This window comes from Planococcus soli (assembly GCF_016881065.1).
GTDB lineage: Bacteria > Bacillota > Bacilli > Bacillales_A > Planococcaceae > Planococcus > Planococcus soli.
In genome coordinates, this window is the sequence record NZ_WXYN01000051.1 from 180,886 (window position 1) to 201,471 (window position 20,586).

20 protein-coding genes and 1 riboswitch are annotated in these 20,586 nt (G+C 44.5%); of the genes, 14 read left to right on the forward strand and 6 right to left on the reverse strand.

The annotated features are described in order from the left end of the window. Positions 1-72: 72 nt before the first annotated feature. From GJB59_RS15655 to ystJ, 10 genes are all read left to right on the forward strand, one after another. Positions 73-1,359 carry a nucleotide sugar dehydrogenase gene (locus tag GJB59_RS15655; protein WP_142826012.1) on the forward strand — a complete coding sequence of 429 codons (1,287 nt, stop codon included), beginning with the start codon at positions 73-75 and terminating at the stop codon, positions 1,357-1,359. A gap of 191 nt (positions 1,360-1,550) precedes the next feature. Then, positions 1,551-2,312, forward strand: a complete 762-nt coding sequence (locus tag GJB59_RS15660; RefSeq protein WP_142826013.1) for a polyphosphate polymerase domain-containing protein — start codon at positions 1,551-1,553, stop codon at positions 2,310-2,312. Position 2,313: 1 nt separating this feature from the next. Next, positions 2,314-3,000 carry a DUF4956 domain-containing protein gene (locus tag GJB59_RS15665; protein ID WP_142826014.1) on the forward strand — a complete coding sequence of 229 codons (687 nt, stop codon included), beginning with the start codon at positions 2,314-2,316 and terminating at the stop codon, positions 2,998-3,000. A gap of 90 nt (positions 3,001-3,090) precedes the next feature. Continuing rightward, positions 3,091-3,423, forward strand: a complete 333-nt coding sequence (locus GJB59_RS15670) for a hypothetical protein (protein ID WP_142826015.1) — start codon at positions 3,091-3,093, stop codon at positions 3,421-3,423. 127 nt (positions 3,424-3,550) lie between these two features. Continuing rightward, positions 3,551-4,537, forward strand: coding sequence for a LacI family DNA-binding transcriptional regulator (locus tag GJB59_RS15675; protein WP_236015722.1), 987 nt, complete (start codon positions 3,551-3,553; stop codon positions 4,535-4,537). A gap of 90 nt (positions 4,538-4,627) precedes the next feature. Continuing rightward, entirely contained in the window at positions 4,628-5,905 is a 1,278-nt protein-coding gene (gene hisD, locus GJB59_RS15680; protein WP_142826017.1) for a histidinol dehydrogenase, read from the forward strand. Positions 5,906-5,935: 30 nt separating this feature from the next. Beyond that, positions 5,936-7,252, forward strand: a complete 1,317-nt coding sequence (locus tag GJB59_RS15685; RefSeq protein ID WP_142826018.1) for a GntP family permease — start codon at positions 5,936-5,938, stop codon at positions 7,250-7,252. 81 nt (positions 7,253-7,333) lie between these two features. Next, positions 7,334-8,281, forward strand: coding sequence for a 3-hydroxyacyl-CoA dehydrogenase family protein (locus GJB59_RS15690; RefSeq protein WP_328822974.1), 948 nt, complete (start codon positions 7,334-7,336; stop codon positions 8,279-8,281). Further along, the gene (locus tag GJB59_RS15695) at positions 8,278-9,042 is read left to right on the forward strand and encodes an SDR family NAD(P)-dependent oxidoreductase (RefSeq protein ID WP_142826019.1); all 765 of its coding nucleotides are present in this window, start codon (positions 8,278-8,280) and stop codon (positions 9,040-9,042) included. The genes GJB59_RS15690 and GJB59_RS15695 overlap by 4 nt, the downstream gene beginning before the upstream one ends. 201 nt (positions 9,043-9,243) lie before the next feature. After that, positions 9,244-10,491, forward strand: a complete 1,248-nt coding sequence (ystJ, locus tag GJB59_RS15700; RefSeq protein WP_142826020.1) for an NADP-dependent malic enzyme — start codon at positions 9,244-9,246, stop codon at positions 10,489-10,491. 213 nt (positions 10,492-10,704) lie between these two features. Here ystJ and GJB59_RS15705 read toward each other — a convergent pair whose 3' ends face one another. The 6 genes from GJB59_RS15705 to GJB59_RS15730 form a co-directional block, all read right to left on the reverse strand. Then, complete coding sequence (locus tag GJB59_RS15705; RefSeq protein ID WP_142826021.1) at positions 10,705-11,448, reverse strand: ABC transporter ATP-binding protein; 744 nt, start codon at positions 11,446-11,448, stop codon at positions 10,705-10,707. A gap of 1 nt (position 11,449) precedes the next feature. Beyond that, entirely contained in the window at positions 11,450-13,081 is a 1,632-nt protein-coding gene (locus GJB59_RS15710) for an ABC transporter permease (protein ID WP_142826022.1), read from the reverse strand. Positions 13,082-13,151: 70 nt separating this feature from the next. Next, positions 13,152-14,219 carry a Fe(3+) ABC transporter substrate-binding protein gene (locus GJB59_RS15715; RefSeq protein WP_142826023.1) on the reverse strand — a complete coding sequence of 356 codons (1,068 nt, stop codon included), beginning with the start codon at positions 14,217-14,219 and terminating at the stop codon, positions 13,152-13,154. Between the two features lie 389 nt (positions 14,220-14,608). After that, on the reverse strand, positions 14,609-15,715 hold the full coding sequence (locus GJB59_RS15720) for a 5-methyltetrahydropteroyltriglutamate--homocysteine S-methyltransferase (protein ID WP_142826024.1): 1,107 nt from the start codon (positions 15,713-15,715) through the stop codon (positions 14,609-14,611). A gap of 36 nt (positions 15,716-15,751) precedes the next feature. Then, positions 15,752-16,924, reverse strand: a complete 1,173-nt coding sequence (locus GJB59_RS15725) for an aminotransferase class I/II-fold pyridoxal phosphate-dependent enzyme (protein WP_142826025.1) — start codon at positions 16,922-16,924, stop codon at positions 15,752-15,754. Next, positions 16,917-18,041 carry a methionine biosynthesis PLP-dependent protein gene (locus GJB59_RS15730; RefSeq protein ID WP_142826026.1) on the reverse strand — a complete coding sequence of 375 codons (1,125 nt, stop codon included), beginning with the start codon at positions 18,039-18,041 and terminating at the stop codon, positions 16,917-16,919. Before GJB59_RS15730 ends, GJB59_RS15725 begins: the two co-directional genes overlap by 8 nt. A gap of 76 nt (positions 18,042-18,117) precedes the next feature. Continuing rightward, positions 18,118-18,222: riboswitch (SAM riboswitch) on the reverse strand. Positions 18,223-18,465: 243 nt separating this feature from the next. Here GJB59_RS15730 and GJB59_RS15735 point away from each other — a divergent pair. Genes GJB59_RS15735 through GJB59_RS15750 form a run of 4 tightly spaced genes read left to right on the forward strand, consistent with a single transcriptional unit; the run spans position 18,466 to position 20,539 of the window. Then, a complete protein-coding gene (locus GJB59_RS15735) occupies positions 18,466-18,771 on the forward strand; it encodes an antibiotic biosynthesis monooxygenase family protein (protein ID WP_142826027.1) in 306 nt (101 codons plus the stop codon). Continuing rightward, positions 18,768-19,121 (forward strand): hypothetical protein, encoded by a 354-nt coding sequence (locus tag GJB59_RS15740; protein ID WP_142826028.1) that lies wholly within the window; start codon positions 18,768-18,770, stop codon positions 19,119-19,121. Before GJB59_RS15735 ends, GJB59_RS15740 begins: the two co-directional genes overlap by 4 nt. Before the next feature lie 16 nt (positions 19,122-19,137). Continuing rightward, positions 19,138-19,797 carry a cobalamin B12-binding domain-containing protein gene (locus tag GJB59_RS15745; protein WP_142826029.1) on the forward strand — a complete coding sequence of 220 codons (660 nt, stop codon included), beginning with the start codon at positions 19,138-19,140 and terminating at the stop codon, positions 19,795-19,797. Then, on the forward strand, positions 19,772-20,539 hold the full coding sequence (locus GJB59_RS15750; RefSeq protein WP_142826030.1) for an STAS domain-containing protein: 768 nt from the start codon (positions 19,772-19,774) through the stop codon (positions 20,537-20,539). Before GJB59_RS15745 ends, GJB59_RS15750 begins: the two co-directional genes overlap by 26 nt. Positions 20,540-20,586 lie beyond the last annotated feature (47 nt).

Consider the following 20,586-nt stretch of genomic DNA (forward strand, 5'->3'; position numbering starts at 1 on the left):
AAAAGGGAATTGATCTGACAAGTGTAAGCGGCTAGGCTATTGGAAAAAGCGGGGAAAGGGGCATACGTCAACATGTTGCAAAACTTGAAAATAGCAGTAGTTGGAATGGGGTATGTCGGATTGCCGATAGCAGTCGCCTTTAACCAAAAATATCCTGTCACCGGCTACGATGTAAATACAGAAAGGATTCAGGCTTTAACATTAGGGCTTGATAAGACCAACGAAGTAAGCCGTGATGAACTTGCAAAATCAAGCATCATTTTTACGGCTGATCCAATGGATTTAAAAGAAGCAGGGTTTATAATTATTGCCGTACCATCAGCTATTGACCAGGATAGTGTGCCTGATTTATCTGCTTTGAAAAAAGCCAGTAAATGTGTAGGGGAACATATGAAAAAAGGTGCGGTAGTAGTCTACGAGTCAATTGTGGCACCGGGGATGACAGAAGAGGTTTGTATTCCGCTGCTGGAAAAGTACTCAGGCTATGAGAGCGGCAAAGAGTTTTTTGTCGGCTACTCCCCGGCAAGAATGGTGCCCGGAGATAGGAAAAACAATTTTACAAAAGTAAAAAAAGTAGTTGCCGGCCAGAATGAAGAAGTCACAGAGTTTTTAGCTATGGTATATGGAAGCATTGTAGGTGGGGGAATACATAAAGCTCCATCCATCCGTGTCGCCGAAACCGCAAAATTGATAGAAAATATCCAACGCGATGTCAATGTGGCACTGATAAACGAATTGGCATTGATCTGTGAACGTTTAAAAATCGATACACAGCAAGTTTTGGAAACAGCGGGCAGCAAGCGCGATTTTCTAAAGGTTGCACCGGGCTTGGTGGGAGGGCAAGGAATTGATCTGGCATCTGTTTATTTGGCAAACAAAGCAGAATCGATCGGCCATAGTTCCCAAGTGATTTTATCAGGACGCAGCATTAACGAAGGGATGAGCAGCTTCATTGCACAGTCACTGATAAAAAAGATGAGCCAGGACAATATCAGTCCGGCTGATGGCCGTGTCATTGTTTTGGGGCTTTCTTATCAAGAGGACATTCCTGATCTGCGAAATTCCAAAGTAATTGGCATCGTACAGGAATTGAGAAAATCCGGCATGGATGTCCAGCTCGCCGATTCCTATGCATGTGCGAAAGATGCTGAAAGCCATTTTGGATCAAAGCTACTCTCTCATCAGCAATTGGAGCCGGCGCATGCGGTCATTCTGGCTGTCCCCCATAAGCAATATAAAGAAGGCGGATGGAAGCAATTTGAAGGCTTATTGATCGGACAGCAAGGAATTGTTTTTGATATTAAAGGCGCCCTTGATGCGAAGAAAAAGCCGGAAAAAATCCAGTTGTGGCGTTTGTAACTTTCTGTATCCAAAAAAAGGCGATGCTTATCAAGAAATCACTCAACCCATCTGCGTCATGCAGATGGGTTTTTCTGTGCATATTTATAGGCAACTCAGGAAAAATTAATACTTGTCTCACGATGTTCACAGAAACGGAGACTAAACTAAATTTATAAAGTTAGTAAATAATCAAAAAGGAGGCGGAGGTTTTGGCTATTGAAATATTTTGCAGAAAAGAGCAAAAGTATTTGATCAGCAAGGAACAGTACAACCGATTGATTGAAGAAATGGGCAATCGCATGAGGAGCGACAAAAATGGGGATAACGGAAAATATACGGTCACCAGCCTTTATTTTGAAAATGAGGCAAAGCAAATCTATTTTGAAACTAAGAACAAATTGCAGTATCGGCAAAAGCTGCGGCTTCGTGTATACGGAGACACTGATTTGGCTGGGACCGCGTTTTTTGAAGTAAAACAAAAGCATAAAGACGTTGTCAATAAACGTCGTGCAGTGATTCCCCTTGCTGAGGCGTATCGCTATTTGAAAGAAGGTAGCAAGGGTGGATTGGACCATTTTCATGTATCGAACCGGCAAGTATTGAAGGAAATTGATTACTTTATAAATTATTACGGCCTTCAACCCGAAATGATTGTCAGCTACGACCGTCATGCATTGCATGGAGTGGATGATGAAGATCTCCGCATCACTTTCGATTTTAACTTGCGTTGCCGCAACCAGGATTTGCATCTCGAGCACGGCACTTATGGCGACCCTTTTATCGATTTGAATCTGGTGGTGCTGGAAGTGAAGGTGGATCACAGCGTACCTTTGTGGCTTGTTCGGATCCTGCAGAGCCTCGACTGTGAGCAGCGCAGCGCGTCAAAATTCTGTACGAGTACAGAATTACTCGATGGTGAACTTTTTCCGTTGGAAACAGAATTTGAAAATACCACAATAGGAGGAAACTGACATGACATTCATTAATGAACTGTTTAACTACAATACGGAAACAGGGGAGTCCACCATTTGGATGAGCCTGGCAGCAATGGCCATAGCCTTGGTTCTAAGCCTAATCATCACCACAGTTTATCAGTATACCTTTAACGGAGAAAATTATTCACAGGATTTTGTCCATACCATCATCATGATGAGCGTGGTCGTTTCAGTAGTCATGAATGTGGTCAGCGGAAATGCAGGTGTGGCTTTCGGGCTGTTTGCGGTTTTTTCCTTGATTCGTTTCCGCAGTGCTGTCACGAATGCAAAAGACATCGCCTATATTTTCTTCGGTCTTTGTGTAGGAATGACCTGCGGGCTGTTTCAATTTCAGCTGGCGATTCTTTTGACCTTATTCGCATGTGGGGTTTTCTATTTCCTTTTCAAAACGAATTATGCAGAAGGGCGGGATACACAGATTTTAAAAGTAACGGTCCCGGAAAATTTAAATCATGAAAACCTGATCGACGATATTCTTAAGGACAAAACGGTCGATCATCAATTGCGCCAAGTAGAGACGACCAATTTGGGGACGATGATTTTGTATACGTTTTCCATTCGCTGCAAACCCAATACGAAAGATCGTGACCTGCTGGATCAGATTCGGGAACGCAACGCCAATTTAAAAGTTTCCTTGTCTTATCTGCCGAATAAAGACTGCTGACGTGAATGCAGTCCGGTATATTTTTTCGGACTGTTTTTTTGGAGATGCGGAAGGGTATGGAACAGTATAGAACTGAAGGAGGGCGAAGTTATGGAAATTAGAGCAAAGAGAGATTTGCTGAAGGACCGTTACGGAAATTATTATATGGTGTCCTACGCTTCCAAAAATGCATTGACGATTGTCAATGCCGCCATGTATCACGCGTTTAACCAAACCTTAAACGATGAGCTTGTCGCTAAGGTAAAAGCGAAATACCCGAAAGATGTAGCCTGTGGAAAGTATTTTGCTGATTTGGTGCATGAACAAGTAGAACAAATGAGTAGCCCTGAACATCCGGGCAAAATTTACGATATTGAAGAAGTGAAAAAAGAATATGTTCTGCATATGAAACCATTGTATGATGATTCATTTCACTTATCATAAAGCGGTTCGCAATGTCAGTCTGCCGTATGAACGGCAGGCTTTTTGTTATGCAGCCAAACAACGGATGCGAAGAGAATAAATATGGTGTAAGCTAGAGTTCGAGATTAGTTGAAAAGGGTTGAAAAGAATGAAGTCTACCATCAATGCAAAAGATGTGGCAAAGCTTGCAGGCGTTTCGCAGTCTTCTGTTTCCAGAGTCTATTTTAAAGGCGCTAAAGTGTCGGAAAAAACACGCCGAAAAGTACTGGCTGCTGCAGAAGAGCTTGGCTATCGGCCAAATGAATTTGCCAGAAGCCTGATCACCAACCGGACAAAAATCATCGGCCTGGTGATGAAAGGCGTGCAAAATCCTTTCTACCCTCAAGTATTGACACAGTTTACTGCTGCTTTTAAAAAATACGGCTATAGTGTGTTGTTCGTCCATACAAATAACGATGAAATCGAAACGGAAGATGTTGAAACTTTACTGAATTACAATGTTGCCGGGGTGGTTATTACGGATGCAACCATGTCGTTGAATGTAGCCGAGAGCTTCCGTGCAAATCATATTCCCTTGGTGTTTTTTAACCGGAAACTGAGCAGCTCGGATTTCTATTCAGTTTGCTGCAATAACTTGAATGCCGGACGTGCAATAGCGGAATATTTACTTAAGCAGGGATTAACCGATATGGCTTATATATCGGGAAATGAAAATACGTCAACCAGTCTGGAGCGGGAAAAAGGCTTTAGCGAAGTATTGGCACAGCATAACTTGGAATACCACAAGCATGCTTCGGACTATACATACGGAGGCGGCTATGCCACTGCACTAGACATCATCGAAGCAGGAGAATTGCCGTCAGCTTTTTTTGTGGCGAACGATATCATGGCGTTAGGCGTTTTGGATGCGCTGCAAAAAAAAGGCGTAGCCGTACCGGAGCAGGTCAAAGTCATTGGCTTTGACAATATTGAAATGGCGTCCTGGCCGGGCTATGAACTGACGACCTGGGAACAGCCCATCGAAAAAATGGTGGAAGAGACGGTAAAATATTTATTGTCAGAAATGGCTGGATACACAGGATCGGCGCAGTCTGTCGAAGTGGAAGGAACATTTATTAAGCGGAAAACGACATAATAGGTGTTGACATTCTCTATGAATTCACCTATTCTCTAAATAGTTTCACTTTTGCATACGTATTCAAAATATGAAATTGGAGGAATTAGCATGATGAAAGTTTTGAAAGCAGGAAAATCGCAGGAAGAAGTAAGCGCTAACGATTCGAAAGTATCGCTAATTGTATCAGAAGCTTTGAAAGCTGTTGAAGCAGATGGAGACAAAGCAGTCCGTGAACTTTCCGAGAAATTTGATAAATGGGCACCAGAATCTTTCCGCTTAACTCAAGAGCAGATAAATGAAATCGTTTCCAAAGTTCCGGACAGTGTCATTGAAGACATTAAATTCGCTCAAAAGAACATCCGTGAGTTTGCAGAAGCGCAACTGGCATCTATGAATGATATCGAAGTTGAAAATATTCCGGGTGTCATCCTGGGCCATAAAAATATTCCAGTTAATAGTGTAGGATGCTATATTCCAGGAGGGCGCTACCCAATGGTTGCTTCTGCACACATGAGTGTATTGACTGCCAAAGTTGCTGGGGTCAAACGTGTAATCGCTTCCACGCCGCCGATCAACGGAGAAATTCCGAATGCGACAATTGCAGCAATGTCGCTGGCAGGTGCTGATGAAATTTATCTTCTCGGCGGAATCCAGGCGATGGCTGCAATGGCGATCGGCACAGAAACAATCGAGTCGGTCGATATGATTGTCGGGCCGGGTAATGCCTTTGTAGCAGAAGCGAAGCGCCAGTTATATGGACGCGTCGGAATTGATTTATTCGCTGGACCGACTGAAACTTTAGTGGTTGCGGATCACACAGCGGATGCTGAAATGGTTGCGACAGACTTGTTGGGGCAAGGCGAACACGGACCGACTTCACCTGGAGCTCTGATCACTACTTCGGAAGAGCTGGCAAATGAAACAGTGAAAGAAATCGAACGCCAATTAGAGACATTGGCTACTGCAGATGTTGCACGGGTTTCATGGGAAGACTACGGACAGATTTTACTGGTCGACTCCATTGAGGAAGCGCGCATTGAGGCCGATCGTTTAGCATTCGAACATGTTGAAATCCTGACAGAAGATCCAAATTATTTCCTTGAGCACATGACAAACTACGGATGCCTGTTCCTTGGTCCGGAAACAAATGTGGCTTACGGAGACAAAGTAATTGGAACCAACCATACCTTGCCGACAAAAGGCGCAGCACGTTATACCGGCGGATTGTGGGTCGGAAAATTCATTAAGACAGTCACCTATCAGAAAGTGACACCGGAAGCGAGCGCCTATATCGGTGAATACGCGGCACGTTTGTGCCAGCTTGAAAATTTCGCAGGACACGCAGAACAAGCGCTCCTCAGAGTTAGAAGATACGGCAATAAATAATTTAACTTAAGGGGTATGGGGGGATTTTAAATGCTGGGCATGATTGGGATGTTTGGTGGATTGCTTTTATTGATTTATTTAACGATGCGCGGGATGAACTTGCTCATTGCAGCACCATTGACGGCTTTGTTTGTGGCATTAATGAATGGGCTGCCTATGTTTCCTCAGCTTGCTGAGGAAGGCGCAGCCAACTTTTTAACAAATTACATGACCGGTTTTACAGGGTTTATCGCCTCTTGGTATTTGATGTTCCTGGCCGGTGCGATTTTTGGTAAAGTGATGGAAGACAGTGGAGCAGCTGACAGTGTATCGAAATGGATCGTCGGCAAAATCGGCATGAAGCGGGCTGCTCTGGCTGTTGTCATGGCCTGTGCGGTCTTGACTTACGGCGGCGTCAGCCTATTTGTTGTAGCCTTCTCGGTTTATCCAATGGCTCTCAGCCTATTCAGACAAGCCGACTTGCCGCGCCGTTTCATACCGGCAGCGCTTGCTTTTGGATCCACTACTTTCACCATGACTTCGGCCGGTTCACCGGAGATTCAAAACTGGATTCCAATCGAATTTTTAGGAACTACTCCTTATGCTGGATGGGAAGTCAGTATTATCGTCGCTTTGTTCATGATGGTCTTCGGCTACTGGTGGCTGAAGAAGATGATCTCCAAAGCTATGGCAAAAGGCGAGCGTTTTACAGCCCGCAAAACAGATCCTTCTGCGGACGAACGCCAGGAATTGCCGAATCCATTGCTTAGCATGATTCCATTGGTTGTGGTCTTGGCCATTTCGTTTGTTTTCCATGATTCGCTTGGAACTTCTGCATTAATCATCGCCTTGAGCGGCGGAATTCTTGCAACTTATGTAATCAATCGAAAATATTTCCGCGATATTGGACATGCTTTCAGTGAAGGTGCATTAGGAGCCGTGATTGCAATCGCCAATACGGCCGCAGTTGTCGGTTTTGGCGGAGTTGTCCGAGTGACGCCTTCTTTTGAAGCAGCCGTCGACGTTATGACCGGTATTCCGGGCAGTCCGTTGATTGGCGGGGCACTGGCGGTCGCCGTCATTGCCGGCTTGACCGGGTCTTCATCCGGTGGACAGGCCATCGCTTTGCCGCTGCTTGCACCGCATTATTTGGACATGGGCGTCGATCCGGAAGCTTTGCATAGAACGGTTGCGATTTCTTCCGGTTCGCTTGATTCATTGCCGCAGGGCGGATATGTGGTAACGACGATTCGTTCGATTGCAGGTGAAACACATAAAGATGCCTATCCGGCATTTGGTGCATTGACCGTTGTCGTTCCACTGATTGGTGCTGCATTGGCAGTTGTATTATTCTCACTTGGATTATAAGATGAAATTGCCCAACAAACTTTAAGCTACAGTGTTTGTTGGGCAATTTGCGTTATGCAGTCAAAAGATGGAGAGGTGCAGATGATGGAGAAAATTTCAATTCTTGGAGCAGGAACGATGGGACATTCCATTGCGTTGTCCGCAGCGTGGTCCGAACAACCGGTAACTGTCTATGGCATCAATGAGCAAGATCTTGAAAACGCGGACAGAGGCTTGAACAACAAACTTAAAGTTATGGCAGACAATGAGTTGTTTACTGCCGAACAAGCTATAGAAATCAAGAAACGCATCCGGTTGACGACTTCCCTCGAAGAAGCAATTTCGAATTCGACTTTCATTATTGAGGTGGTGCCGGAAGTTCTCGAGTTGAAAAAAGATTTATACACTAAATTAGAAAAGCTGGTGGCTGATGACGTCGTTATTGCCAGTAATACTTCCGGGTTTAAGCCAAGTTTGTTGGCTGCGGATATGAAACTTCCCAACCGTTTTGTGGTAACACATTTCTGGAATCCGGGTCATCTTATTCCCTTAGTGGAAGTGGTCAAAGGCGAGCAGACAGATGATGAAACAGTTGAGCGGGCAATGGCAGTTTTAAATGCGATGAACAAGAAGCCAATTTTGCTCAATAAGGAAATACCGGGTTTTATCGGAAATCGCCTGCAGTATGCGCTATTCCGGGAAGCTCAAGCGCTGCTGGATGCGGGAGCAGCGTCTAAGGAAGATATTGATGCTGCAGTGACTTACAGCATCGGCCGCAGATTGCCGGTGACAGGGCCGCTCATGACTGCGGATATGGGAGGACTCGATGTCTTTTCGGCCATCTCAAACTATTTATTTGAGGATTTGGCGACAGATCAACGCTCCGGTAGAACACTATCCAAACTTGCATCTGAAAACAAGCTGGGGGATAAAACGGGTGAAGGGTTTTATTTGTGGGAGCCTGAGATTTCAGCAAAGTTGAATGAAGAGCGGGAACAGACCTTGATCCACTTCCTGAAAAATGATTTAAAGGCGGGTGAAAGAGAATGAGCGGCTACTTTTCTGAACTGGCGAACAAAACCGTTGTGGTTACAGGCGGGAGCAAAGGCATCGGCAAAGACATCGCACTGACTTTTGCAAAACTGAATGCCAATGTGGTGATCTCAGGAAGAAATAAAACAGCACTTGATGCCGCGCTTTTGGAGTTGCAGATGCACAATCCAAAATGTATCGCGGTTTCAGGAGATTTGAGCGATATCGCAGAAGTCCGGAAGCTGATTGACAAAGCGGCTTCCGAGTTTGGCACGATTGATGTGCTGGTAAACAATGCTGGTGTCAATATTGCCAAACCCGCAATGGAAGTGACGGAAGAGGATTGGGACACAGTGCTCGATCTGAATCTGAAATCGGCATTTTTTGCGAGTCAGGCGGCAGCCAAGTATATGCTTCAACAAAACAGCGGCCGCATTATCAACATCGCTTCTCAGATGGCGTTTGTCGGCTATGTAAAGCGTGCAGCATATTGCTCAAGCAAAGGCGGCCTGGTGCAAATGACCAAGGCACTGGCAGTGGAATGGGCAAAGCAGGGGATACGCGTTAATGCAGTGGCGCCGACCTTCATTGAAACCGAGCTGACTGCCAGGATGTTTGAAGATAAGAAATTTAAACAGGATGTCGACAGCAGAATTTTGCTCGATGGGTTGTCCCAGCCGGAAGACATTTCTGGAGCGGTGCTGTATTTGGCTTCCAACCTGGCAAATTTTGTGACCGGCGAAACCATCAAAGTTGATGGCGGCTGGACAGCGATATAATTGTCACGAAAAAAGAACTGGAGCATCTCCAGTTCTTTTTTTCTCTAAGTTTTCACAGCTGGAGCATAAAGCGGTTTATCGTTTGAAGTTTACCGCTTTATCCGCCTAAAGTCTGAAAAATAACAGAATTGAGCGAAAACTCTTTCAATTAATTGAATACCCTTTATAATGAACAATTATATACAAAGGGAGATGAGGCAAATGTCTAAGCTGAAAAACGATTCGTTGCAGTTGCATAGAACGCATCAAGGGAAATTGGAGATTCGGTCGAAAGTAGCAGTTGAAAACGAAAGGGACTTGAGCCTCGCTTATTCTCCAGGAGTTGCTGAGCCATGCAGGGAGATCGCTGCAGATCCAGCAAAAGTTCATGACTATACAATGAAAAGCAATATGGTTGCCGTAGTGACGGATGGTACCGCTGTCTTGGGGCTAGGCAATATTGGTCCACTGGCTGCATTGCCGGTCATGGAAGGAAAGGCCATATTGTTTAAGGAATTTGCAGGAGTTGACGCATTTCCAATTTGTTTGGATACAACAGATGCAGAGACGATCATTCAAACGGTGAAATTGCTTGAACCCGGTTTTGGAGGCGTTAATCTTGAAGATATTTCAGCCCCTACTTGTTTCGTAGTGGAAGAGCGTTTGAAAAAGGAAATGGGAATCCCAGTGTTTCATGATGATCAGCATGGTACGGCCATTGTCACCTTGGCGGGCTTGATCAATGCGCTGAAATTGGTTGGCAAGGACGTACAGGAAACGAAAGTTGTGGTGAATGGTGCTGGTGCTGCAGGGATTGCTATCGTCAAGCTGCTAAGCAAATTCGGCTTTGGCCATCTAATCATGTGTGATACAAAAGGGGCCATTTTCAAAGGACGCCAAAACGGCATGAATCCATATAAAGAAGAAGTGGCTGAAATGAGCAATTATGAACGTAAAGAAGGTCTATTGGCTGATGTCATCGTGGGTGCAGACGTCTTTATCGGCGTTTCAGCAGAAGGTGCATTGACTGAAGAAATGGTTCGAACCATGAACAGCGACGCCATCATCTTTGCAATGGCCAATCCGAATCCCGAAATCCTGCCCCATTTGGCGAAACAGGCTGGGGCAAGGGTGGTCGGAACAGGCCGTTCTGATTTTCCGAATCAAGTCAATAATGTATTGGCTTTCCCAGGACTCTTTAGAGGTGCATTGGATGTATTGGCGACAGACATCAACGATGCGATGAAGATCGCTGCTGTTGAAGCAATTGCTGGCTTGTTGGAGACTGATGAACTGCATGAAGAGTACGTCATACCAAAACCGTTTGACTTGCGCGTCGCTTCAGCGGTTGCAGCAGCGGTGGCTAAAGCGGCAATTGAGACCGGGGTCGCGCGCAAAACAATCGAAACGGATGATCTTGAGCAAAAAACAGCAAGCTTGTCAGCAGCTGGAGAAAAGCGCACATTATAATAGAAGAAACCTATTCGCTTTTCTTGTGGCGGATGGGTTTTTTTGTGGGAATTTGGCTGAACGATTATACATTTCATTGAACGACTGAAAATTCAGCTGAGCGACTGCAAATCTGGTTGAGCGACCACAAATACGTTATAGCTAGGAAAAGTGCAAGAGGCAAAAAAAAAATAGCCAACACATCGCTTGTTTAAGAGCGGGTGTTGGCTATTTTTAGGTATATATTAATTCTTTTTCTTCTGAGGCTGCCGGCAAGCTTTGTTTTTCTTGGCGATAAACATCAATCAAGTCACACGGGCGCCCGATAAAGTCGGTCTGTCCGTTCTTAATTTTGACAATCCGATCTGCTAAGATGTGAGCATCTTTTTCATCGTGTGTTACAAAGATGGAAGTAATGTTTGCTCTTTTTAAAATATCTCGCAACTCTTTGCGTATTTTTTCCTGCAGTTCCGCATCCAGGTTGCTGAATGGTTCGTCAAGCAGCAGGAGGTGGGGATTGGGAGCGAGCGCTCTTGCAATCGCGACACGCTGCTGCTGTCCGCCGCTCAATTGATGAGGATAGCGTTTTTCATAACCCTGCAATTCTACAAGTTCCAAAACTTCTTGAAGACGAGTTTGTTTGGCGGACCGTTTCATCCGGAAAAGTCCAAATAAAATATTATCGGCAACAGTTAAATGCGGGAACAGCGCGTAGTCTTGAAAGACCATACCGATGCCGCGCTTTTCAGGCTGTACAAAAGTCCGGTCATCAACAAGGATTTCATCTTGGATGGAAACCTTTCCAACAGAAGGTTTTTCAAGTCCGGCTAATAGGCGCAAAACGGTGCTTTTGCCGCTGCCGCTCCGTCCAAGAATTGAAATAACTTCGCCTTTTTTGATCTGCAGAGAAAAATTATCGAGTGCGGTTGCTTTAGTATTCGAATAAGAAAAACTAAGATTTTCAATTGACACAAACATGTCAGTCCATCTCCTTCTCGAGAAACTTATAAAAGATCACAATGGCCAGGGCACTGATGCCTACAATCAATAAGGAAGCTTGTGAAGCTTCCATAATTTTTTCGTCACTTGCGTATTGAAAGGCTTTTGTAGAAAGTGTATCAAAATTAAATGGCCTCAAAATCAAAGTCAACGGAATTTCTTTCAGCACATCAATAAAAACAAGAATGAATCCACTGATGATGGCACCTTTCATCATGGGCATGTCTACTTTGAAAAAGGTTCTAGTCAGCCCGGCTCCAAGGAGGCGGGACGCATCCTGAAAATCAGTGCCGATCTTATCATAGCCGGTCTCAATAGAGTTGTAACCTATAGCGAAAAATCGGATGATGTAAGCAGTGATGAGCAGGATGATGCTGACGCTAAGAACCAGCGTCGTATTCATCCCAGCCAACTGATACAACGGCGCTAAGAATTCATCCAATGCGACAAAGGCGGTTACGACCGCCACCGCTATAACAGCACCTGGAATAGAATAGCCAAGAACTGTCAGTTTCGGCAGCAACTTAGCGAATCTCCCTTGTACCAGGCGCGCAAAATTGCCGACAATCAATGCGAATACGATTATGGCTGTCGCACTTAGCCCTGCCACAACGATCGAATTTCTCATATAGGACATAAATTCATCCAATGGAATGGTTCCAAACGTCAAAATCGTCCATTCGATCAATTGGGCAATCGGTATGAAAAATCCCAATGACAGTATGCTTAAACAATAACTAGCGGCCGCAATTGCTTTCCAACCGGTTAATTTGATCAAGGGCAACGGACGAACCTTAGTGGAAGAATAGCTGTATTGGCGTCTGCCCCGCAAAACTTTTTCGACCAGCAGAATGACAATCACAAAGCCCATTAAAGAAGCTGCCAATTTAATGGATGTTTCGATATCTCCCAGACCGAACCAGGTTTGAAAAATGCCTGTTGTAAACGTTTGGATGCCGTAGTATTTCACAACTCCATAATCATTCAATACTTCCAGGATTACCAGGCTGGCACCAGCAATGATGGATATACGGGAAATTGGCACAACCACCTGAAAAAACGTGCGCCACGGCCCTTTGCCAAGCAACCGCGTACTTTCTATCAATGAAGCGGATTGCTGCGACAGGAAAACTTGTGTAATGGTGTAGACATATGGATAAAGAAAAACTGTATAAATAAAAATTGCACCAGGCAAGTTCATTATATCGAAGTAAGCGGGATTCAGATCCATGCCGAAACGGTCACGGAGGGTTGTCTGAATCACTCCGGTAAAGTTGAAAATTCCATGATACGTATAAGCTCCGATAAAAGGTGGTATAGAAAGGGGAAGAATCAGTGCCCATTTCAAAAAACGCCGGAACGGGAACTGGTACTGGGCAATCAGCCAAGCCAAACTCAAACCAATGAATATCGTTGCTCCAGCAGTAACGACAACGAGGATCAATGAGTTTTTAATAAATGACCACAGGACGAATTCTTTCATGTGCTCCCAGTTTTCATTCGAGGGAGTAAACAGGCCCATCACAATTGTAATATTCGGCAAAAACAACGCAGCGATTATGGCAATACCTGTAACCGTCCATATATTTACATTTGCCAATCTTCTTTGCATGGCTTTGTCCACCTTTCCAATAACAAGAAACCCCTTGCTGTAAAAATACAGCAAGGGTCCAGCATATTTATTATTTCCAGCCGACTTCGTTAAAAATCAAAATGGACTTGGCATTATTTTCTCCAAGAGCTGAAAGTGAGATGTCCTGCTCTTTAAACTCGCCCCATGATTTCAACAACTCAGACGGTTCTACTTCTTCATTTACCGGATATTCATAATTCGCTTCCGCAAACGTTCCTTGAGCTTCAGGAGCAGATAGGAATTCCAGCAGTTTTATCGCATTTTCTTTATTTTGGGATGATTTGACGACACCTGCACCGCTGACGTTAACGTGAGTTCCATCTGTTTCCTGGTTCGGGAAAAATAGGCCAAGGCTTTCTGCAACTTCCACTTCTGCCGGATCTTCAGAGTTCAGCATTTGTCCAAAATAATAACTATTCATAATCGCGACATCGCCAATTCCTGCTGCAATGGCCTTGGCCTGGTCACGGTCTCCGCCTTCAGGATCACGTGCAAAATTGTTAACTAATCCCGAAGCCCACTCTTTTGCCTGTTCTTCACCATTCAACTCGATGAATGAAGCAAGTAATGACTGATTATAAACGTTTTCTGAACCACGAATTAATACGCGGCCATTCCACTCATCTTCTGTTAACGCTTCATATGTTGATAATTCTTCAGGTTTTACTGTTTCTTTGTTGTAAACAAGGACGCGTGCACGTTTTGTTAAACCGTACCACATCTGGTCAGTGTCACGGAAATTTTCCGGGATTTGTTCGTTCAGCAGGTCACTCGATACAGCCTGCAGCAAGCCATCGTCTTTTGCACGGAACAGGCGGCCGGCATCAGCAGTAAGGAACAAGTCCGCCTCAGTACCATCGCCTTCACGTTTGATGCGTTCAAGCAGCTCATCAGCTTCACCTTTAATAAGGTTGACTTTAATGCCTGTTTCTTCTTCAAATTTTTTGTATAATTCATCATCTACATCATAATGTCTTGCAGTATATAAGTTAACTTCTGTGCTTTCCTCGGCTTCTTCAGAAGCTCCCTCTGTGGCGGGGGCAGATGTATCGTTGCTTCCGCATGCTGTTAAAACAAGAAGTAAAAAAGTCAAAACGAGGTAAATAAGTTTGTTCATGAATGTCTCTCCCTTTGATGTGTTATTAATGATTCAATTGAAAATCATTCTCATTTTCAATTATAAGGGGCTAATTGATAATGTCAATCGGATTTGGTGAAGTATATTAAAAAAACTATATTTTAGTGTAGGTTCAAAGAAGGGGGTAGTTAAAAGTATCTAGTTTTTTATCCTTTTAAGGAAAGCAGGGAGCTAAGCTGTTTAATGCGATTTTACTTTATCTGTGGCTATATTAAGTTTTACGCTAACTATAGAAGAAACTCATCCGGTATTGCTTATTGAATGTTTTTATGGTGATGTGATAAACGCCCATAAATGCATAGCATATGGGGAAAAAGAAAGAAAAATCCTTTTTGCCAATTTTGGCAAAAAGGATTTTTCATAATTCCTTATCCAAAAATCTCTTCAGAGACTTCAACAATGTATTTTAATTTGTTCCATTGCTGCTGTTCCGTCAATTCATTGCCATGGTGTGTTGAAGCAAAGCCGCATTGCGGGCTGATGCACAATTGCTCAAGCGGTACAAATTCAGCGGCTTCTGCAACGCGTTTCTTGATCAACTCTTTGTCTTCCAGTTCCCCATGTTTTGATGTGAAGACACCGAGCACTACTTTTGCGCCACCGGCAGGGATGTGCTGAAGTGGTTTGAAGGAGCCTGAGCGGTCATCATCATACTCCAGGAAAAATCCGTCGACTTTTTCTTTTGCAAACAGGGTAGGGGCGATTAAAGCATAGCTGCCTTCAAAAGCCCATTTTGATTTGTAATTGCCGCGGCACAGATGGGTGGTCACTGTTAAATCATCCGGTTTTCCTTCCAGTACGCCATTGGCTACACGCGATGCCAAATCAATCAAATAGTCTCTTGAGTGCGCGCCTTCATTGAAGGGAATGTCCGGTGAAGAAAGGCCTGCGATATAGACGTCATCAATCTGCAGGTAACGGACACCTGCGTTGTAGAAAGCCTGCAGCGCATCGCGGTAAACCTGGATAATGGCTTGCGCATATTCTTCAATATCCGGATAAATTGCAGTGTCGCGGATTCCAGCATTGAAAAATTGGTTCGGGCTTGGAATTGTTAATTTCGGGACGGCTCTCCCGCCAACAATCTCTTTAAATTCTAGAAAGTCCTGAATAAACGGATGGCTGTCATCAAAAGAGATTTTGCCGATATTCCGCACATCATAGCGCTCCGTTTCCTCTCCGGCAAACTGATAGCCCGATTCCGGCACATAGCCTTCAAAGCCGTTGATATGTTCCATGAAATCCAAATGCCACCAGGATCGCCTGAACTCGCCGTCGGTGACAGCCTTTAAGCCGACTTCAATTTGTTTTTCGACGATGTGTTTGATTTCCTTCGTCTCAATGTTCCGCAAATTTTCTGCTGAAATTTCGCCTGCTTTGAATGCTGTTCTAGCTTTATGTAAGGAAGCCGGACGCAACAGGCTTCCTACGTGGTCTGCTTTAAATGGGGCAGTGATCGTTTTCGTCGTTGTCATGTCATTCTTCCCTCTTTCTCTCTATGGATTTTTTGTTCAGTTGGCAATGCTCAATCCATTGCGGCGAGCGACCTGAGCCAATGCCTGGCTAAGATCCTGCACCAAGTCGTCCGGGTGTTCAAGGCCTACAGAGTAGCGCAGCAAGCCATCTGTGATTCCGCGTTTTTCACGTTCTTCGACAGGCATAGAACCATGTGACATCGTGGCCGGGTACGACAAAATCGACTCGACTGCACCTAAGCTGACCGCAAATACCGGAATTCGAAGATGTTCCACGAAAACACGGGCTGATTTTTTATCAGCTAAGCGGAAAGACAGGACTGCACCTGCACTTTTTGCCTGGCGCTCGTGAATCGGGTTGCCGGGATGGAATGAAAATCCTGGGTAGTAGACTTCTTCGATTAATGGGTGGTTATGCAGATACTCTGCAATTGTACGGGCAGATTCGGACGACTGTCCCAGACGGGCTCCCAAAGTCTTAATGCCTTGAATCAGCAAGTAAGAATCCTGTGCGCCCAACACCGATCCAAACGTATTTTGAATAAACCCAAGGCGATTTCCAAGTTCCTCGTCTTTTGTCACTGCAAGCCCCGCAACAACATCACTGTGTCCTGACAGGAATTTCGTCGCACTGTGAAGGACAATATCCGCACCAAGTGCCAATGGATTTTGATAAAGCGGCGTCATGAAAGTATTATCGACAAATGTTAAACAGTCATTGGCTTTTGCCAGTTTTGCGGCGATTTCAATATCTGTGATATTCATCGTCGGATTCGAAGGTGTTTCCAGGTAGACCACTTTCGTGTTCGGCTGGATCGCATTGGCCATTGCATTCAAGTCGGTCATATTAACGAATGTATATTCAATGTTGAACTTATCCAGAACTTCCGTGATGAAACGGTAAGTTCCGCCGTAGACATCCTCTGACACAAGTACATGATCGCCGGACGACAGCAGCATGAATGCGGAAGAAATGGCCGCCATCCCTGAAGAAAAGGCGAAACCGCGTTTGCCGCCTTCAAGGTTTGCAATAGTTTCTTCCAATGCCAGACGCGTCGGATTTCCGGAACGGCTATAGTCAAACGGCCCGAACGAATCGAGGCTTTTCTGATGGAATGTAGAAGATAAATAGATCGGTACGTTTACAGCCCCTGTTAATGGATCAACACCTGTAGAGTGAATAAACTTGGTTTCAATACGATCAGTCATATTCAACAACCTCCTTCTTCAATTTCGAAAATGCCTGTGTCAGATCAGCAATCAAGTCTTCAGCCAGTTCGACGCCAACCGAGAAACGCAATAATCGGTTGCAGACGCCGCGTTTGGTGCGTTCTTCAAAAGGAATATCTGCATGGGTTTGGGTAGCTGGGTAAGTGATAAAGCTTTCAACGCCCCCTAAGCTTTCCGCAAAGGTGATCAGTTTGATATTTTCCAGGAAAGGCCCAATCCATTCTTCTTCCTGCAATCGGAATGACAGCATGCCGCCTTTTCCTGGATACAGCACATCGGAAATGACCGATTGCTGGGCAAGAAATGCTGCAATTTCTTTTGCATTTGCTTCATGCTGCCGCATGCGCAACGGAAGCGTCTTTAATCCGCGGATCAATAGCCAAGAATCGAAAGGTGACAGGACTGCACCAACTGCGTTATGGAACATTGATAGCTTCTCACAGATGCTTTCTCCTTTTGCAGCAACCAGGCCGGCAAGGACATCATTGTGTCCGCCGATATATTTTGTAGCACTGTGGATGACAATATCTGCTCCCAGTTCGATAGGCTGCTGGAAAAAAGGCGTAAGGAATGTATTGTCAACAATCAATAGCAGATTATGCTTTTTCGCTAATGCGGCATAAGCAACAAGATCGATTTCCTGCATGAGCGGATTAGTCGGCGTTTCAATAAAGAGCGCCCGGGTATTTATCGTAATTTTTTCTTCGGTATCGGATACATCTTTAAATTCAGCATATTTAGGATGGATATTGTAAGCAGCTGCGAAATGATCCAGCAAACGGTAGGTTCCTCCATAAATATCCTCTGGCACTAATATTTCATCGCCGGGACGGAAAAGAGACAAAACCAGTTGGATGGCTGCCATCCCAGAACTGCAGGCAAATCCGGCATCTGCGCCTTCGAGTTCCGCAAATCCTTCTTCAAGGACTGAACGTGTCGGATTTTTTGTTCGTGTATAATCATAGCCGGTTGATTGGCCAAGCCCTTGATGTTCAAAAGCCGTTGATAAGTAAATGGGCGGGTTCACCGCTCCTGTTGCAGCGTCGCTGCGATTGCCTATTTGAACCAATAAAGTTTCCAAGCTGTGTTTTGTCATTCCACTCATCCTCTCAACAATAAAAAAACAGGGGCTCTTCTTCAAAAGAAGAAAGCCCCTGTCTGGAAACGCATTCTTCTCATCTGGTAGGCAAAGCCTATTGGAATTAGCACCGTAGTCTTCGTCAGACTGGTTGCTGAGACTTCACAGGGCCAAATCCCTCCGTCTCTCTAGATAAGAAATATCTTATTAAGTTATAAGTCGTTCTGTTTCGATGTTTCTAATCTTAAATCATTTGAAGTGGGAATGCAAGGATGAAAACCAAATAGTTGAAATAAAAAGATAATAAATATACAAGTTGAAGAATTGAATTCCTGTTAATAGCCGCCTGGGCCGACTCTATGCTAAGCACGGGGATTCTTTTAATTCGGTTATCAAAATGGTATAATGATTGAATGAAATTTGTATGCAAAGGGGAAAACGAATGTATATTGTCACCTCGACGGTGGTTGTTCCGCCTGAAAAAACCGGAGAAGTTATCGGGATCTATCAAAATCGTTCACGCCGTGTAGATCTGGCGGATGGCTTCCATCTATTCAGGCTTATCCAAAATACCAAGAAGAAAAACGAACTGACGGTTCATATGGAATGGCACACAAAAGCTGCGTATATGGCTTGGGTGAAAAGCCAGGAGTTCAAGGAAATTCACGACCTTGAAAAAAACTACCCGGACCAGGAATTGGCTAAAATTATACCAACCGTCAGACAGTATGAAGTGGTGGCAGAATGAAGCTGGAAATCAAAAATAAAATCGCCTCTGAAACAGCCAAAAGCATATACGCTGCGTACCCGTCTCTTTGGGAGCGCTTTGGAGAGCGCGGCTTTGAACATACCGAAAAAGACAATCACCACCACTTGGATCATTTGGAGACTGCGTATTCCCTAAACGATGAAAAGGTATTCGTCGACTACGCTATCTGGCTGGAAACAGTCTTGACTAGCCGCAACGTCGAAACAGCATTGATTATTGATAATTTTGAACGCTTACAAAAGGTTCTTCCGGGGAATATAGGTAAAGATGAAGAAGCCTTTATGCTGCGTTGTTTAACAAGTGCAATTGCGGTGTTAAGCCCTTCATAAGGTTAGGGAGGGTTATATGAATAGTAAATCACAAGAACTGGCCGATTTATTTTTGGCAGGCAATGAAGATCAGGCTTTGCATTTAGTTCAGACATACTTGGAAAAGCATACGAAGGATGAGCTTTACCAATTGGTGCTGACTCCTGCGATGTATTGGATCGGGGAATTATGGGAAAAGAATATTATTACAGTGGCAGATGAGCACTTGGCCACTGCCATTTGTGATTTTGTGGTATCGGTTACGGAAGTGCGGCGACCGGTGCAAAGTCTTCAAAAAAAGAAAGCAATGGTTCTTGGTCCTGAAGGAGAAGATCATTATATCGGATTGAAGATGGTGGCATCTTTGCTAAAAGAAAATGGTTGGGAAGTTCAATATTTAGGACCGAATTTGCCGCTCGATGCCGCCATCGATTCTGCAGACCGCTGGAAGCCGGACGTTATTGCTTTATCAGCAGCGCTTGCTTACCGTTTGCCTGTCCTCAAGAAATATGCGGAGGCATTTATCGCACTTGATTTTAAACCGACTGTTGTTTTAGGAGGACGAGCTGTCTCCATGGCTAATTTGCCAGTTTCCGATACCGAAGGCATTATCATCGTAAAAGATTTGGACCAGCTAAAGAATTGGATCCAAAGTGGAAAGGAACCTGACAATGACTTCAGCATCTCATTTGGATGAATGGCCGCTGCCAGCCTTTAAGTTGAACAGCAAACTGGCAATCGTTGAATACTCCGAAGAAGCGAAGAAGTTGGTTGGCGACTGCTCGTCTTTTTTGGAAATTCTTGATGAAGGAAGCAAGGAAAAGGCACGTGAATTTCTTTCGAGCGACCGGCCATCTGAACCGCTGGAATTGAATTTCATCTCAGTATCCAAGGAATTGTTCCTGGGAGACGTTTACAGCAAATGGGAAAGTGATTTTTGCCTGAACATTGTGCTGGTGCCAAAAGGCAATCGCCTTCTTGAAATAACCAGCCAGTTGCTCAGTCTCCGCACACGTCTTCAGGAAACTAACTATGATCTGCTTCTTGAAAAGGAACGGACCGAAGAACTGCTGCAGCAAGTACGGCAATTATCAGCCCCTTGCATTGACCTCGGTAAAAAACATGTATTGATTCCGCTGTTCGGCGATTTAGATCCCCGCAAAATTGAAGTGATCCGTTTCCATATCCTTAACCGGATTTACGAAACAGGTGCTGAAACAGTCATCATGGATCTTACGGCAATGGAACAGCTTGAGCAGGGTGGCGTTGACTACTTGGAATCTCTGATGCAGACCTTCAAGGTGATGGGCATCCATGGCATTGTCACAGGAATCAAACCTCAGCATGCACTGCAGCTTCATCATTTAAAAAATGGCCACGATTTGCATTTTGTCTCTTCTTTGCAAACAGTCCTGGCTTCACGGAAGCTTCTTTTATAAATATGATTGAAACCCGAAGCGCATCGCTTCGGGTTTTTTCATGTTGT

What these genes read in the sequence shown, in the direction of transcription:
- GJB59_RS15655 (WP_142826012.1), top strand. Translation starts at nt 73, where the DNA reads ATGTTGCAAAACTTGAAAATAGCAGTAGTTGGAATGGGGTATGTCGGA.
- GJB59_RS15665 (WP_142826014.1), top strand. Translation starts at nt 2,314, where the DNA reads ATGACATTCATTAATGAACTGTTTAACTACAATACGGAAACAGGGGAG.
- GJB59_RS15670 (WP_142826015.1), top strand. Translation starts at nt 3,091, where the DNA reads ATGGAAATTAGAGCAAAGAGAGATTTGCTGAAGGACCGTTACGGAAAT.
- GJB59_RS15675 (WP_236015722.1), top strand. Translation starts at nt 3,551, where the DNA reads ATGAAGTCTACCATCAATGCAAAAGATGTGGCAAAGCTTGCAGGCGTT.
- hisD (WP_142826017.1), top strand. Translation starts at nt 4,628, where the DNA reads ATGATGAAAGTTTTGAAAGCAGGAAAATCGCAGGAAGAAGTAAGCGCT.
- GJB59_RS15685 (WP_142826018.1), top strand. Translation starts at nt 5,936, where the DNA reads ATGCTGGGCATGATTGGGATGTTTGGTGGATTGCTTTTATTGATTTAT.
- GJB59_RS15690 (WP_328822974.1), top strand. Translation starts at nt 7,334, where the DNA reads ATGATGGAGAAAATTTCAATTCTTGGAGCAGGAACGATGGGACATTCC.
- GJB59_RS15695 (WP_142826019.1), top strand. Translation starts at nt 8,278, where the DNA reads ATGAGCGGCTACTTTTCTGAACTGGCGAACAAAACCGTTGTGGTTACA.
- ystJ (WP_142826020.1), top strand. Translation starts at nt 9,244, where the DNA reads ATGTCTAAGCTGAAAAACGATTCGTTGCAGTTGCATAGAACGCATCAA.
- GJB59_RS15705 (WP_142826021.1), bottom strand. Translation starts at nt 11,448, where the DNA reads ATGTTTGTGTCAATTGAAAATCTTAGTTTTTCTTATTCGAATACTAAA.
- GJB59_RS15710 (WP_142826022.1), bottom strand. Translation starts at nt 13,081, where the DNA reads ATGCAAAGAAGATTGGCAAATGTAAATATATGGACGGTTACAGGTATT.
- GJB59_RS15715 (WP_142826023.1), bottom strand. Translation starts at nt 14,219, where the DNA reads ATGAACAAACTTATTTACCTCGTTTTGACTTTTTTACTTCTTGTTTTA.
- GJB59_RS15720 (WP_142826024.1), bottom strand. Translation starts at nt 15,715, where the DNA reads ATGACAACGACGAAAACGATCACTGCCCCATTTAAAGCAGACCACGTA.
- GJB59_RS15725 (WP_142826025.1), bottom strand. Translation starts at nt 16,924, where the DNA reads ATGACTGATCGTATTGAAACCAAGTTTATTCACTCTACAGGTGTTGAT.
- GJB59_RS15730 (WP_142826026.1), bottom strand. Translation starts at nt 18,041, where the DNA reads ATGACAAAACACAGCTTGGAAACTTTATTGGTTCAAATAGGCAATCGC.
- GJB59_RS15735 (WP_142826027.1), top strand. Translation starts at nt 18,466, where the DNA reads ATGTATATTGTCACCTCGACGGTGGTTGTTCCGCCTGAAAAAACCGGA.
- GJB59_RS15740 (WP_142826028.1), top strand. Translation starts at nt 18,768, where the DNA reads ATGAAGCTGGAAATCAAAAATAAAATCGCCTCTGAAACAGCCAAAAGC.
- GJB59_RS15745 (WP_142826029.1), top strand. Translation starts at nt 19,138, where the DNA reads ATGAATAGTAAATCACAAGAACTGGCCGATTTATTTTTGGCAGGCAAT.
- GJB59_RS15750 (WP_142826030.1), top strand. Translation starts at nt 19,772, where the DNA reads ATGACTTCAGCATCTCATTTGGATGAATGGCCGCTGCCAGCCTTTAAG.